Annotated in this window: 11 protein-coding genes and 1 pseudogene; 3 read left to right on the top strand and 9 right to left on the bottom strand. The window is 63.9% G+C overall.

The features are described 5' to 3' along the window. Positions 1–36: 36 nt before the first annotated feature. Positions 37–132 (top strand): annotated as a pseudogene (locus FJ548_RS30460) (Lrp/AsnC family transcriptional regulator); the annotation flags it as partial. Here the strand turns inward: FJ548_RS30460 and FJ548_RS15985 are convergent. The 7 genes from FJ548_RS15985 to FJ548_RS16015 form a co-directional block, all read right to left on the bottom strand. Beyond that, positions 133–1,788: an ABC transporter ATP-binding protein gene (locus tag FJ548_RS15985; protein ID WP_140778357.1), complete on the bottom strand. Its 1,656-nt coding sequence runs from the start codon at positions 1,786–1,788 to the stop codon at positions 133–135. After that, the gene (locus FJ548_RS15990; protein ID WP_140698201.1) at positions 1,785–2,636 is read right to left on the bottom strand and encodes an ABC transporter permease; all 852 of its coding nucleotides are present in this window, start codon (positions 2,634–2,636) and stop codon (positions 1,785–1,787) included. Before FJ548_RS15990 ends, FJ548_RS15985 begins: the two co-directional genes overlap by 4 nt. Beyond that, positions 2,633–3,583: an ABC transporter permease gene (locus tag FJ548_RS15995; RefSeq protein ID WP_140698204.1), complete on the bottom strand. Its 951-nt coding sequence runs from the start codon at positions 3,581–3,583 to the stop codon at positions 2,633–2,635. Before FJ548_RS15995 ends, FJ548_RS15990 begins: the two co-directional genes overlap by 4 nt. 86 nt (positions 3,584–3,669) lie before the next feature. Then, on the bottom strand, positions 3,670–5,280 hold the full coding sequence (locus FJ548_RS16000) for an ABC transporter substrate-binding protein (RefSeq protein ID WP_140778358.1): 1,611 nt from the start codon (positions 5,278–5,280) through the stop codon (positions 3,670–3,672). Positions 5,281–5,345: 65 nt separating this feature from the next. Beyond that, a complete protein-coding gene (locus FJ548_RS16005) occupies positions 5,346–6,068 on the bottom strand; it encodes an HAD-IA family hydrolase (RefSeq protein WP_140698210.1) in 723 nt (240 codons plus the stop codon). 236 nt (positions 6,069–6,304) lie between these two features. Then, positions 6,305–7,678 (bottom strand): aspartate aminotransferase family protein, encoded by a 1,374-nt coding sequence (locus FJ548_RS16010; protein ID WP_140778359.1) that lies wholly within the window; start codon positions 7,676–7,678, stop codon positions 6,305–6,307. A 14-nt stretch (positions 7,679–7,692) separates the two neighbouring features. Beyond that, positions 7,693–8,532, bottom strand: a complete 840-nt coding sequence (locus FJ548_RS16015; protein WP_140778360.1) for a GNAT family N-acetyltransferase — start codon at positions 8,530–8,532, stop codon at positions 7,693–7,695. 317 nt (positions 8,533–8,849) lie between these two features. On the opposite strand from FJ548_RS16015, the gene FJ548_RS16020 reads away from it, so the two are divergent. Together FJ548_RS16020 and FJ548_RS16025 are read left to right on the top strand one after the other, a co-directional pair. After that, positions 8,850–9,518 (top strand): haloacid dehalogenase type II, encoded by a 669-nt coding sequence (locus FJ548_RS16020; protein WP_140778361.1) that lies wholly within the window; start codon positions 8,850–8,852, stop codon positions 9,516–9,518. Positions 9,519–9,534: 16 nt separating this feature from the next. Then, a complete protein-coding gene (locus tag FJ548_RS16025) occupies positions 9,535–10,809 on the top strand; it encodes an FAD-binding oxidoreductase (protein ID WP_140778362.1) in 1,275 nt (424 codons plus the stop codon). 24 nt (positions 10,810–10,833) lie between these two features. On the opposite strand, the gene FJ548_RS16030 is transcribed toward FJ548_RS16025, so the two are convergent. Together FJ548_RS16030 and FJ548_RS16035 are read right to left on the bottom strand one after the other, a co-directional pair. Beyond that, a complete protein-coding gene (locus FJ548_RS16030; RefSeq protein WP_140778363.1) occupies positions 10,834–12,291 on the bottom strand; it encodes an NAD-dependent succinate-semialdehyde dehydrogenase in 1,458 nt (485 codons plus the stop codon). Between the two features lie 17 nt (positions 12,292–12,308). After that, positions 12,309–13,352 (bottom strand): tartrate dehydrogenase, encoded by a 1,044-nt coding sequence (locus FJ548_RS16035; RefSeq protein ID WP_140778364.1) that lies wholly within the window; start codon positions 13,350–13,352, stop codon positions 12,309–12,311. Positions 13,353–13,359 lie beyond the last annotated feature (7 nt).

Genomic DNA, 13,359 nt, shown 5'->3' on the forward strand with positions numbered 1-13,359 from the left:
TCGAATTGACATCGAGATTCATGAGCGGCTCACCACATGGATATCGGCATTGACAGGTGTTTCAGCTTCCCGGTGCTGAGGTCTCCCACCGTCACGGCGCATATGCCACTGCCCCGCCTCTTTCCCTTGTAGTCAGCGATGGCCGTACTGGCTGACCAGCTCGGGGTCTCGGACGAGGCCATCGAGCCATGTCGGATCGAGCTTCGGCACCGAGGAGAACAGAAGCTTCGAATAGGGGTGGGTGGGCACCTTCAATTTGTCGGGCGTAATCTGCTCCACCCGCTCGCCATTGTACATGACCATGATCTCGTCGCAGATCGCTTCGACGACCGAGAGGTCGTGGCTGATGAAAATGTAGGAAAGGCCCAACTCGCGCTGCAGGTCCTTGAGCAGTTCGATCACGGCGGCCGCCACTACCGTGTCGAGCGCCGAGGTGATTTCGTCGCAGATGATGAGCTTGGGCCCGGCCGCCAGGGCGCGCGCGAAGTTCACCCGCTGCTTCTGGCCGCCCGAGAGCTCCGACGGGCGACGGTAGCGCAACGCCCGCGGCAGGCGGACCATGTCAAGCAGTTCGTCGACGCGCTTCGAGCGCGCCTGCCGGTCGAGCCGGTGATAGAAGGCCAGCGGACGGGAGATGATGTCTTCGATCGGCTTGGCTGGATTGAGCGCGGTGTCGGCATACTGGAACACGATCTGCATCTCGCGCAGCTGGTCCTGGCTGCGTTTGCCTGCGGCACGCTGCAGTTGCTTGCCGTCGAAGATGATGTCGCCGGCCGCGGCCGGATGAATGCCCGCGATAACGCGCGCGAGCGTCGATTTTCCGCAGCCGGATTCGCCGATGACGCCGAGGTTGCGTCCTTTCTCGACGACCAGGCTGACGGTATCGACGGCCCGGATAAGTGGCAGTCCGTCATCTCGCAGCGCGCCATAGCCGGCAGTCACATTGTCGATGCGCAGCAACGGCTTCGCGCCGGCATCTGCGTCCGCATGCGCTTGCCGCGGCTTCGGTTCGAAGGCAGCAAGCAGTTCGCGCGTGTAGGCGTGCTGGGCAGCCGAAAGAATCTGAACCGTGCTGCCGGTCTCCTGCACTTCGCCGCCCTTCAGCACGACGATGTGGTCGGCGATCTGGGCGACGACGGCGAGATCGTGGGAAACATAGACCCCAGCTATCCCACCCGCCCGCATGACCGACTTGAATGCCTTCAGCACGTCGATCTGCGTCGTCACGTCGAGTGCTGTCGTCGGCTCGTCGAAGATAACCAGCTTGGGATCGCCGATAAGGGCCATGGCCGCCGACAGCCGCTGCAATTGCCCACCTGAAACCTGGTGCGGATAACGGGCGCCGATCCCTTCCGGATCCGGCAGCGACAAGGCCCTGAACAGCTCGACAGCCCGCTTTCGCGCCTTCTGGGGGGGCATCAGCCTGTGGATGCGCGTAACCTCGATCACCTGCTCCATGATGGTCGACGAGGGATTAAACGAGGCTGCGGCACTTTGCGGAACATAGGCAATGTCGGTGCCTCGCAACCTGGCGCGCTGCTTTTCGGAAAGTGCGGCTATGTTCTTGCCGTTCACATTGATCTCGCCACCGGTGATCCGGCAGCCCGGTCGCGCGTGCCCCATGAGCGAGAGCGCCACCGTTGTCTTGCCGGAGCCGCTCTCTCCGATCAGGGCGACGATCTCGCCGTCGGCGATATCGAGACTGACGCCCTTGATGATTTCGACGACACGTCCGGCGTCGGTCGTCGCCTCGATCCTCAGGTTCCGGACCTCGACGAGATTGGTCATGCGTCCCTGTCCCTGATCTTCTGCGGCAGGTTGTCGATCAGCAGGTTGACGCTGATGGTGAGGCTGGCGATCGCCAGCGAAGGCACGATGACTGCCGGCGCCGCGAAGGGCAGGCCGCCGATGTTCTCGCGCACCAGCGCGCCCCAGTCGGCGAGCGGCGGCTGCAGGCCGAGTCCCAGGAACGAGAGGCCGGAGAGCAGGAGCACGATGAAGACGAAGCGCAGGCCGAAGTCGGCGAGCACCGGGCGGATGATATTGGGCAGGATCTCCGACCCGATGAGATAGACGATGCTCTCGCCACGGACGCGAGCGACGGTCATGAAATCCATGGTGTTGATGTTGACGGCGAGCGCCCGCGCGAAGCGGTAGGCGCCTGGTATATAGATGACGGCCAGCGTCAGGATCAGCGCCTGGATCGACGAGCCGACCGCGGCAACGACCACAAGGCCGAACAGTTTGCTGGGAATGGAATTCAAGGCGTCAAGGAAGCGGCTGAGGCAGGTGTCGAGCCAGCCGCCGGTGACGGCCGCGATCATCCCCAGCACGACGCCCGAGAAGCAGGCGATGGCGACGGCGGCGAGCGATATGCCGACGGTGTAGCGCGCGCCCATAAGCACCCGCGAGAGCATGTCGCGCCCCAGATAGTCCGAGCCGAGCCATAACCCCTGACGCATCGGGCCGAAATAATCGTCGTCGACGATGTCTCCAATCGAATGAGGAATGATGTAGGGCGCGAGGATCGCGACGAGCGTCCAAGCCAGGATGACCAAAGCGGCCACGATGCCCACGAGGCTGTAGCTGTGGCCCAGGAAGGACCGACGGGAGGTTGTGGCGCGCGCAACCGTCATCTGAGCCTCGGGTTGGACATGATGGCGACGACATCGGCGGCGGTGATGAGGAAGAGATAGCCGAGGCAGAAGATCATCGCGCAGCTCTGGATCAGCGGCAGGTCGCGGGTGGCGACGGCATCGACCATCAGCTTGGCGATGCCGGGATAGTTGAAGATTGTCTCGACGATGATGACGCCGCCGACCAGGTAGGACAGCGACAGCGCAACCGCGTTGACGATCGGCCCGAGCGCGTTGGGAAGCGCGTGCTTGAGCACCATGCGGCCGCGTGAGGCGCCTTTGAGCAGCGCCATCTCGACATAAGGCGCGGAGAGCGTTTCGAGTACCGCGGCGCGGGTCATGCGGATCATCTGGGCGGAGATGACGAAGGTCAGCGTAATCACGGGCATTGCATAGATGCGCACGAGGTCGGTCAGAGTATGCGCCTCATTGACCGAGGACAGCGCCGGCAGCCATTTAAGATAAACGGCGAAGAGCAGGACGGCGAGGGTCGCGACCATGAATTCCGGCACGGAGATGACGCCGATCGAAAGGACGGTGACGGTGCGGTCGTAAAGGGAGCCGCGCAGCATGGCGGCGGTGATACCCAACGTCAGCGCCAGGGGCACCGAGAGCAGGGTGGTGATGCCGGCAAGCTCCATGGTGTTGACGAAGCGACCGCCGATCAGCGCCGCGACCGGCATCTGGTTGGCATAGGAGGTGCCGAGGTCGCCGTGGAGCAGGCCGAGAAGCCAGCGTAGGAAGCGAAGGATCGCCGGATCGTTGAGATGCATGGCCTCGCGCAGGCCGGCGACGGCTTCGGGAGTCGCCGCCTGGCCAAGCAGGATCGACGCGGTGTCGCCAGGCAGCATGCTGGTGGCGAAAAACACGGCGAACAGGACGATCAGAAGCGTGACGGCCGCAATCCCCAGCCGCTTCAGCACGAGGTTGAGAACCCCAGACGTCATGGAAGCGCTCCCTGCGGTTGTTCGGCCAAGCAATCTTGCGCAATGAAATGCCGGGGGCTGGCTGACTGGCCCCCGGCTGGCTTCCCTCAGGCTTCGAGCCAGAGATATTCCGCCATTGCGTAGCCCATCATGCCACCGAGCGGGTTCGCCTCCAAACCCTTCACCTTGCTGGAGAGGGCATCCACGTTGGAAATGTAGGCCGGGATGATGGTGCCGGCCTCCTCGGAGACCATAGCCTGCATCTGGCCATAGATCTCCTTGCGCTTGGCCTGGTCGAGCAGGCCGCGCGCCTCGATGAGCATCTTGTCGAACTTCTCGGACTTGTATTGGCTTTCGTTCCACGGCGCGTTGGATGCGTAGAGGAGCGAGAACAGGATGTCCGGCGTCGGGCGCGGATTGATGTTGCCGAAATGGATTGGCGCCTTGAGCCAGTAATTGTCCCAGTAGCCGTCGGCCGGGACGCGCTGGACGTCGAGCTTCATACCGATATCCGCGCCGGCGGCCTGGATGATCACAGCCATGTCGATCGACGAGGTGGCGGCGTCGGAAGCGACCACCGGGATGGACTGGCCGAGCAGGCCTGCCTTCTGGAAGTGGAACTTCGCCTTGTCCGGGTCGAAAGCCTTCGGCTTGACGTCGGCGTTGTGGAAGACATTGGCCGGCGAGACGGGCTGGTCGTTGCCGATTTCACCGAGGCCACGCAACGCCGATTTGACGATCTGCTCGCGGTTGACGAGATATTTCATGCCGGCCACGAAGTCGGCCTTGTTGCCGGGGTCCATATCGAGCCGAATGTTGAGATCCGTGTAGTTGCCCGAGGTCGTCTTCGACACTTCGAAGCCCTGCTGGCCGCTGATGAGCTTCATCGCGCGCGGATTGATCGAGGCGGCGAAGCTGATGTCGCCGGACAAGAGCGCGTTGACGCGGGCGCTGTCGTCACTGATGGCGATGAATTCGAACGAATCCAGGTAGGGCTTGCCCGATTTCCAGTAGTTCTTGTTCTTGGTGACCACCGAACGCACGCCAGGTTCGAACGTTTGCAGCACGAACGCGCCGGTGCCATTGCCCTTGGAGAAGTCCGTGGTGCCGTCTGCGACGATCATGAAATGGTGCAGCGCCAGGATGGTCGGCAGGTCGGCATTCGGGTCGGCGAGCGTGATTTCCACGGTCGACTTGTCGACCCCCTTGAAGCCGGTCATCTGCGCCGCGATCTTGGCGACCTTGGAACCGACCGACTTGTCGAGATGGCGCTTCAGCGAGAAGACGACGTCGTCGGCGGTGAGGTCCTTGCCGTCGTGGAAGGTGACGCCCTTGCGCAGCTTCACGGTCCAGGTCTTGGCGTCCTTGCTGTCGAATCTTTCGGCCAGCTCCATCTGCGTGACGCCATCCTTGTCGAGGAAAGTCAGTCGGTTGTAGAGCGAGCAGCAGCGGACATAGTCGGTGGAGAGCGACGCCTTTGCCGGATCGAGCGTATCGGCGGTCGAGGACGACCAGCCGGCGGCTTTGAAATTTCCGCCGGAGACCGGCGTGGCGGCTACGGCCTGGGTGGCGCGGCCGAGCACAAGGCTGCCCGCGGCAACCGCGGCGCCACCGGCCAACAGCATCTTGAGAAGTTCGCGGCGGCTTGCGCCCCGCCGAATGGCATTTTCGACCATGGCATCGTCTGCGCTGGTCCAGTTCGTGATCTTGTCGGTCATGTTCATTCCCCTTTCTGTTTGTTTGGTCAGGATGCTCGTCTTGCTGCGGCTTTCCGAGCTTTGGCTCAGGTTCGTTCCTTCAGGCTTTCCCGAACGGCCGCTGCAAGGGAGGCCATCGAGGTGAAGTGGTGGTCTGGTACGGTGAAGCGCTCGGGCTCGATCGTGCCGCCATAGCCCTTCTGGGCGTGCCGGCGCTCGATCCAGCAATTGGTCATGCCGAGCGCCCGGGAGATGCCGATGTCGTGATACTGGCTTTGCGCCACATGCAGGATGTCGTCCCTGCTGTCGCCGCGAGAGGCCACGAAATCGAAGACCGTCTGGAAGAAAGCAGGGTCGGGTTTTTCCGTGCCGGTGTCGTCGGCCGTGAAGGTGGCGAAGAAGGGTGATCCGAGCTGCTTTTCGAAATGATCGAGCGCCCAGCGCCGGGCATTGGTCATGGCAATCAGCTTGTGTGACTTCGCAAGCTCGGCCAATGCCGCCGCGCTGTCGGGGAAACCTCGCCAGGCACTGGCGGAGTCCCGCAGCCGGACGCCATATTTCTCCTCGGCCGGCAGGCCGAGCTGTGGCGCGATAACCATGTAGACACGCACGAGATCGTCGGGAAACAGGCCCGCATCGGGCATGTAGCGAGCCTGCCGGTACAGAGCCAGCGCGGCTTCGCCATCGATGGCAACGCCGGCCTCGGCGGCAATCCCGGCCATGCAGGTCGTAATGCCGCCTTCGAAGTCGATCAGCGTGCCGACAACGTCGAAGGTCATATATTTGAATTCGCTGAAGCCCCTGGCCAAGACTGGCTCTCCTCTGCGCGCGGCCGAATTAATCGTGCTGAACAGAACAAAATTCCGTGCTGTCCGGGGCGTCGGCCTTTTCAAAGGCCCGGAAATTCGGGTCTTCTGGCCTTGTCTTAAGAGCAGTCTGGCACTTCCCCCGCGCTGGATTCGCCGAAAAGGCGTAAGGGGGCGGCACAAAATTGCGAAATCATCTGCCCCGGCGATATTTCGAGACACGAAATATTCGCTGCTCGTCATGGCAGGGCCTGGCGAACATCCGGGTCCTCGAGCGTCTGGTCGAGCGTTCGGCGCGTGCGCTCGACGATCACGTCGATGTCGCTGTCTGTGCAGCACAGCGGGGGTGCATAGCCGATAACCCCATGCGCAAACGCACGGATGATGAGGCCGTTGTCCCATGCCCTGTCGAAGACCCGCCGCGCCGGCATGGCCGACGCCGGAAGCGGCGTCTTCTTCTCTTTGTCGACGACCAGTTCGATCGCCGCGAGCATGCCGCGACCGCGCACATCGCCGACCAACGGGTGATCGCGCAAGCCCCACAGACCAGCCATCAGGCGGGCGCCGGCCTTGATGCCGTTCTCCAGAAGACCGTCTTCGTAGAGCTTCAAAACTTCGAGGGCGACGGCGGCGCTGACCGGGTGGGCGGAATAGGTATAGCCGTGGCCGACCGCCGAGGCGCCCGCGCCATCGGCGATGACCTCGTAGACATGGTCGGCCATGAACACGGCGCCCATGGGAACATAGCCCGAGGTCAGACCCTTCGCGGTCGTCATGAAATCGGGAACGATGTCCTCATCCGTGCAGGCAAACAGGGGCCCGGTGCGGCCGAAGCCGGTGATCACTTCATCGGCGATGAACAGGATGCCGTACTCCCGGCAGAGTTCGCGCATGGCCTTGATCCAGCCTTTCGGCGGGACGATGACGCCGCCCGAGCCCTGGATCGGCTCGGCATAGAAGGCGGCGACCCGCTCCGGCCCGATCTCCTCGATCTTGGCCCTCAGCGCGGCAAGCGACGCGGCGATGATCGCGTTGCCGTCCTCGCCTACCGGGTTGCGGTAGGGATAGGGGGAAGGGATCTTGTGCTGCCAATCAAAAGGAATGCCGAAGCCGGCGTGAAAGGCGGGCAGGGCGGTCAGGCCCGCGCCGACCACCGACGAGCCGTGATAACCCTGCTCGATGGAGATGAACTGGTCGCGCTTCGGCTCGCCCTTCGCATTCCAGTAGTAGCGGACGAAACGGATCGTGCTGTCGACCGCGTCCGACCCCCCCAACGTGAAATAGACGTGATTGAGATCGCCGGGGGCGCGCTCGGCCAGTTCCGAGGCGAGCCGGATGGCCGGCTCCGAGCCGAGATCGAAATAGGCGGTGGCGTAGGGGAGTTCGCGCATCTGCCGGGCTGCCGCCTCAACGATGCTGTCGTGGCCATAGCCGGCATTGACGCACCACAACCCCGCGAAACCGTCGAGAAGTTGCCGGCCGGACGCATCGGTCACGGTGGCGCCCTTGGCCGATTTCAGCACGCGTACGCCGACCGCCTCATGGCCGCGATAGGAGGCGACCGGATGGATGAGATGGGCGCGGTCGAGTTCGATCAGGGAATTGGCGAGCATTGTTGTCCTCCGGACTAGCCGAGCGCCTGGTTGGCGAGGGCGAAAATTTTTGGCCTGGACTGTTCAGGATCTTTCTTGGGCGGACGGTCCATGGCCACCCCGCCGCCGACATGGGCGAGGCCGATTTCCCCGAGCCAGCCGGCAATGCCGGTCCTGCTGTCGGTATCGACACGCAGGAAGGCGCCGGGGCGGGTCGCGGCGAAGAACGCGATCAGGGCCTTCGCGGCGTCAGCACTTCCCGCGATGACCGGACCGATCACCTCGCCGCGTCCGAACGGTCGGATCGCGGCATAGGCCTCAATGGCCCCGTTGCGGCGGATCACGGCGAATTGGCCGCGCTCGGCCAGCGCATCGATCAGGGCTTCACGGTCGGCGCCATAGGCACCGCGGTCCAGCGCCTTGATTTCCGGCAGGTTATCGGCGCTTGCTGCGTCCACGCCGTCGGGCGCCTCAAGCTTGGTGACCTTGCCCTGATGCTGCATGATGGTGCCGGAGGGCACGAAGCCCAGCTTCTGATAAAGAGGCATGCCGTCGGTCGTCGCGACGAGCCGCAGCGGACGTTCGCCCGCGAGGGTGAAGGCTTGCTCCATGAGACGGCGCCCGAGCCCCTTGCCCCGCGCGTTCCTGTCGACGATCACCATGTTGATCATGGCGCAGTCCTTGCCGTAGGGCGTGACCAGGATGGTTCCGGCGACGCGGCCCTGGTCGTCGAGCGCGACCGCGCCGCTCGAAAGCTGCAGAGCCATCTGCCAGTCCTGCTGCCGATGCGGCCATTTCTCCTGGCGGGAAAGCGCCACCGCGCCCTCGATGTGGTCGGGCCGGAAGGCCTGGAGTTCGATCTCGCCCTGCTGCATTGAGCGTCCTTTCGTCTGATGCCAAGTTTCGGCCATCGGCGCGCAGCAGATCGTCTGAAGACCTCGGCTTTGGCAGTATCTTTCGCCGTAGCGCGACGGGCGCGCCGCATCTTGTGCCGGCGCCGTCCGAAGCGAACGCGCCACGCCACGAAACCGCGCTGCCATCGCCAGGCAAGATGCTACAGCGTGCCAAACGGGATGGCGGATACGGAACTTTCTGCTTTCGGGAGGTTCATTTCGGTCAGGTGACTCGCCGTGTGCCGGCATATGATCAGGCATCCCGAATGCGGATGTGCTTCCACCGGAGATCGACGGACATGGCTTCCTTCAGGCCCAAATACATCACCTTCGACTGCTACGGCACGTTGACCTTCTTCCAGATGGCGGAAGCGGCGCGCGATCTCTACGGCAGCCGTCTCGACGAACCGCGCATGCAGGAGTTCATCAAGAACTTCGCGGCCTACCGGCTCGACGAGATCATGGGTGACTGGAAGCCCTATGCCGATGTCGTCCACAACGCGCTCGAACGCGCCTGCAAGCGCAACGACGTCGCCTTCAGCGCCGAGGACGCCAGAATGGTCTGTGAGCGCGTCCCGACCTGGGGGCCGCACCCTGACGTCCCGGCCGGCTTGGCGAAGGTCGCCAAGGAAATCCCGCTGGTCATTCTCTCCAACGCCATGGACGCGCAGATCATGTCCAATGTCGAAAAGCTCGGCGCGCCATTCCATGCCGTCTACACGGCCGAACAGGCGCAGGCCTACAAACCCCGCTTCAGGGCGTTCGAGTATATGTTCGACATGCTGGGCTGCGGCCCGGAAGAGGTGCTTCACTGTTCGTCTTCGTTCCGCTACGACCTGATGTCGGCACACGACCTCGGCATCAAGAACAAGGTCTGGGTCAACCGGGGTCACGAGCCGGCCAACCCGTATTATGGCTATGTCGAGATCGCCGATATTTCGGGTCTTCCGGGCGTGGTCGGGCTTTGAGACAGGCAGGATGCCGATGAAGTTGGTCTCCTACTGGCACGACACCGCCCCAGTCTTTTCCGGCGGCGCCCAGGGCCCGGTCGAGGGGCATTACGACGCCGCCATCATCGGCGGCGGCTTCACCGGTCTCGCCGCCGCGCGCCATCTGGCGAAGGCGGGCGCGAAGGTGGCAGTGCTGGAAGCGGAGCGGGTGGGCTGGGGCGCGTCGGGGCGCAATGGCGGGCACCTGAACAACGGCCTTGCGCATAGCTACCTTTCGGCCAAGGCGGAGCTCGGCAAGGAACGGGCGATCGCACTTTACCGCGCGCTGGACAGTTCCATCGACACTATCGAGGCGCTGGTCGCCGAGGAAGGCATCGACTGCAATTTCCGCCGCGCCGGCAAGCTGAAGCTTGCCTCCAAGCCGCAGCATTTCGAAGCGATCGCGCGCAACTTCGAAGCCATTCATGCCGAGGTGGATCCGGACACGGCGCTGCTGTCGGCGACCGATCTCAAGTCCGAGATCGGCTCTCCCTTCCATGGCGCGATGCTGTCGAAGAAGAGCGCCATGATGCATATGGGCCGCTATGTGGCCGGCCTCGCCACGGCCGCCGTCCGCCACGGCGCCGTCATCCACGAGAATGCAGTGGTGACTGACCGCAAGCAGGCCGGCAACAGGCATCAGATCACCACCTCCCGCGGCCAGATCAGCGCCGACAATTTGCTGGTGGCGACCGGGGCGTACACCACGCCGAATTTCGGCTATTTCCGCCGCAGGATCATCTCCGTCGGCAGCTTCATAATCGCCACCAGACCGTTGAGCGATGCCGAGATCGCAGCGACCATGCCTGGCAACCGGACATGCGTGACCTCGATGAATATCGGCAACTATTTCCGGCTTTCGCCGGACAAGCGCCTGATCTTCGGTGGCCGCGCACGCTTTTCGGCGACATCCGACCAGCGCTCCGACGCCAAGAGCGGCCAGATATTGCAGGCAGGCCTCGCGGCGATTTTCCCGCAACTCGCCAAGGTCGAGATCGACTATTGCTGGGGCGGGCTGGTCGACATGACCAAGGACCGTTTCCCGCGCGCCGGCTACCAGGACGGAGCCTGGTACGCGATGGGCTATTCCGGCCATGGCGCGCAGCTTTCCACTCATCTCGGCATGATCATGGCCGATGCCATGCTCGGCCGCGAGGATCGCAATCCGATGAAGGGGCTCGAGTGGCCGTCAATTCCCGGCTATTCCGGCAAGCCCTGGTTCCTGCCGATGGTCGGGCTCTACTACAAGGCGCTCGACCAGATACGATAATCAGCAATCCGGCGTGGCCGGGCCTCAGCCCAGCCCGCCGATATGGAAGCTCTTCATCTCGAGATATTCCTCGATGCCGGCCTGTGCCCCCTCGCGCCCGAGGCCGGACTGCTTGACGCCGCCGAAGGGTGCCACCTCCATCGACACCGAGCCGGTGTTGAGCCCGACCATGCCGAACTCCAGTGCCTCGCCGACACGCCAGGCGCGTTGCAGGTTTTCGGTGTAGAAGTAGGAGGCAAGCCCATAGGGCGTGCCGTTGGCCAGCGCGATTGCCTCCTCTTCCGTCTCGAAGCGGAAAAGCGGCGCGACCGGACCAAAGGTCTCCTCGCCGGCGAGCTGCATATCCTTTGTCGCGCCCGTCAGCACCAGCGGCGCGACATACTGAGCTCCCTCCGGCAGTGCCGGGCTCGTCGTGACGATTGCGGCGCCTTTGGCGAGCGCGTCCTCGACGTGCCGGTTGATCTTCTCGACCGCTGCCATGTTGATCATCGGCCCGATGGTGACGCCGGGCTGTGTGCCTGGCCCGACTGTCATGGCGTTGACGCGGGCGGAAAGCCTCGCGGCGAAAGTTTCGTAGACGCCGGCCTGGACGAGGATGCGGTTGGCGCAGACGCAGGTCTGACCGCCATTGCGGAACTTCGAGGCGAGCGCGCCCTCCACGGCGAGATCGAGGTCGGCGTCGTCGAAGACGATGAAGGGCGCATTGCCGCCGAGCTCCAGGCTGAGCCGCTTCACGCTGTCGGCCGCCCCGCGCATCAGCAGCGAGCCGACTCGCGTCGAGCCGGTGAAGGAGATCTTGCGCACGGTCTCGTTCGCCATGATCTCGTTGCCGATCTCGGCCGGCATGCCGGTGACGATATTGATGACCCCGGCGGGGATGCCCGCCCGTTCGGCGAGCACGCCGAGCGCCAGCGCCGAATAGGGCGTGAACTCGGACGGCTTGACGATCACGGTGCAGCCGGCAGCGAGCGCCGGCGCGACCTTGCGGGTGATCATCGCGTTGGGAAAATTCCACGGCGTGATGATGCCGCACACCCCGACCGGTTCCTTCAGCACGATGATGCGGCGGTCGGACGTCGGCGAGGGGATGGTGTGGCCGTTGATGCGACGCGCTTCCTCGGCGAACCATTTGACGAAGGAGGCGCCATAGCGGATCTCGCCCCTGGCCTCATCCAGCGGCTTGCCCTGTTCCGTCGTCAGGATCAGTGCCAGATCGTCCAGATGCGTGAGCATCAAGCCGTGCCAGGCTTCCAGGAGGCCAGCGCGTTCGGCGTTGGTCTTTTTCCGCCAATCCCGATAGGCGGAAGCCGCCGCGTCAATGGCCGCGCGGGTCTCGGAGCCGGCCATGTCGGGCACCGCGCCGATCGCGGTCTGCGTCGCCGGATCGACGACATCGACCGTTCTGCCGGAGCCTGACCCGACCCATTCGCCACCGATCAGGCCTGCCTGGCGGAAGAGAGTTTTGTCCTTCAAGTTTTTCATAGAAAACGACCTTGCAATCAGGTGAGTGCCGCGATGACGGTGGCCGTGATGGCCTCCGTCCGGTCCTTGCCGGCAATGGTGCCGATGCCTCTGGCGGTCGTCACCTCGAGCGCCTTCATCACGCGGCCGCCCGCAGCCATTTCGCCGAGATGATCGAGCATCATGGCGCCGGACCAGATGGCGGCGATCGGATTGGCGATGCCGAGATGGGCGATGTCAGGCGCGGAGCCGTGCACCGGCTCGAACATGGATGGCGCCGAGCGGTCGGGGTTGATGTTGGCGGAGGCGGCGTAGCCCAGCCCGCCCTGGATCGCTGCGCCGATATCGGTCAGGATGTCACCGAAGAGATTGGACGCGACGACCACGTCCAGACTTTCCGGTGCCATGACCATGCGCGCGGCAAGCGCATCGACATGATAGCTGGTCACGGCGACGTCGGAGTATTCCGCGGCGAGCTTTCGCGTGATCTCGTCCCAGAACACCATCGAATATTTCTGCGCATTGGATTTGGTGACGGAGGCAAGCTTGCCCCGCCGTGCCCGTGCCTGTTCGAAGCCGAAGCGAAGGATGCGCTCCACGCCGGCGCGGGTGAAGATCGAGGTCTCTACCGCGACCTCGTCCGCAGTGCCTTGATGCACGCGCCCGCCGGCGCCGGAATATTCGCCTTCGGTGTTCTCGCGGATGCACAATATGTCGAAACTCTCGGCCCGCAGCGGCCCCGTCACCCCAGGCAGCAGCCGATGCGGGCGGATGTTGGCGTATTGCACGAATGCCTTGCGGATTGGCAGCAGCAGGCCGTGGAGCGAGACGGAATCCGGCACCTCCGCCGGCCAGCCGACCGCGCCGAGCAGGATGGCGTCGAAGCCGCGCAGGGTCTCAATGCCATCCCCCGGCATCATGCGGCCGGTTTCCTTATAGAATTTGCAGGACCAGGGAAATTCGGTTGCTCCTAGCGCAAAGCCGGACCGCGTGGCCACCGTTTCCAGCACCGTCCACGCGGCCGCGGTCACATCGCTGCCGATGCCGTCACCGGGGATCAGGGCGATCGAATAGGACTTCATCGGCATC

It is taken from the genome of Mesorhizobium sp. B2-4-17, assembly GCF_006441275.1.
Lineage (GTDB): Bacteria > Pseudomonadota > Alphaproteobacteria > Rhizobiales > Rhizobiaceae > Mesorhizobium.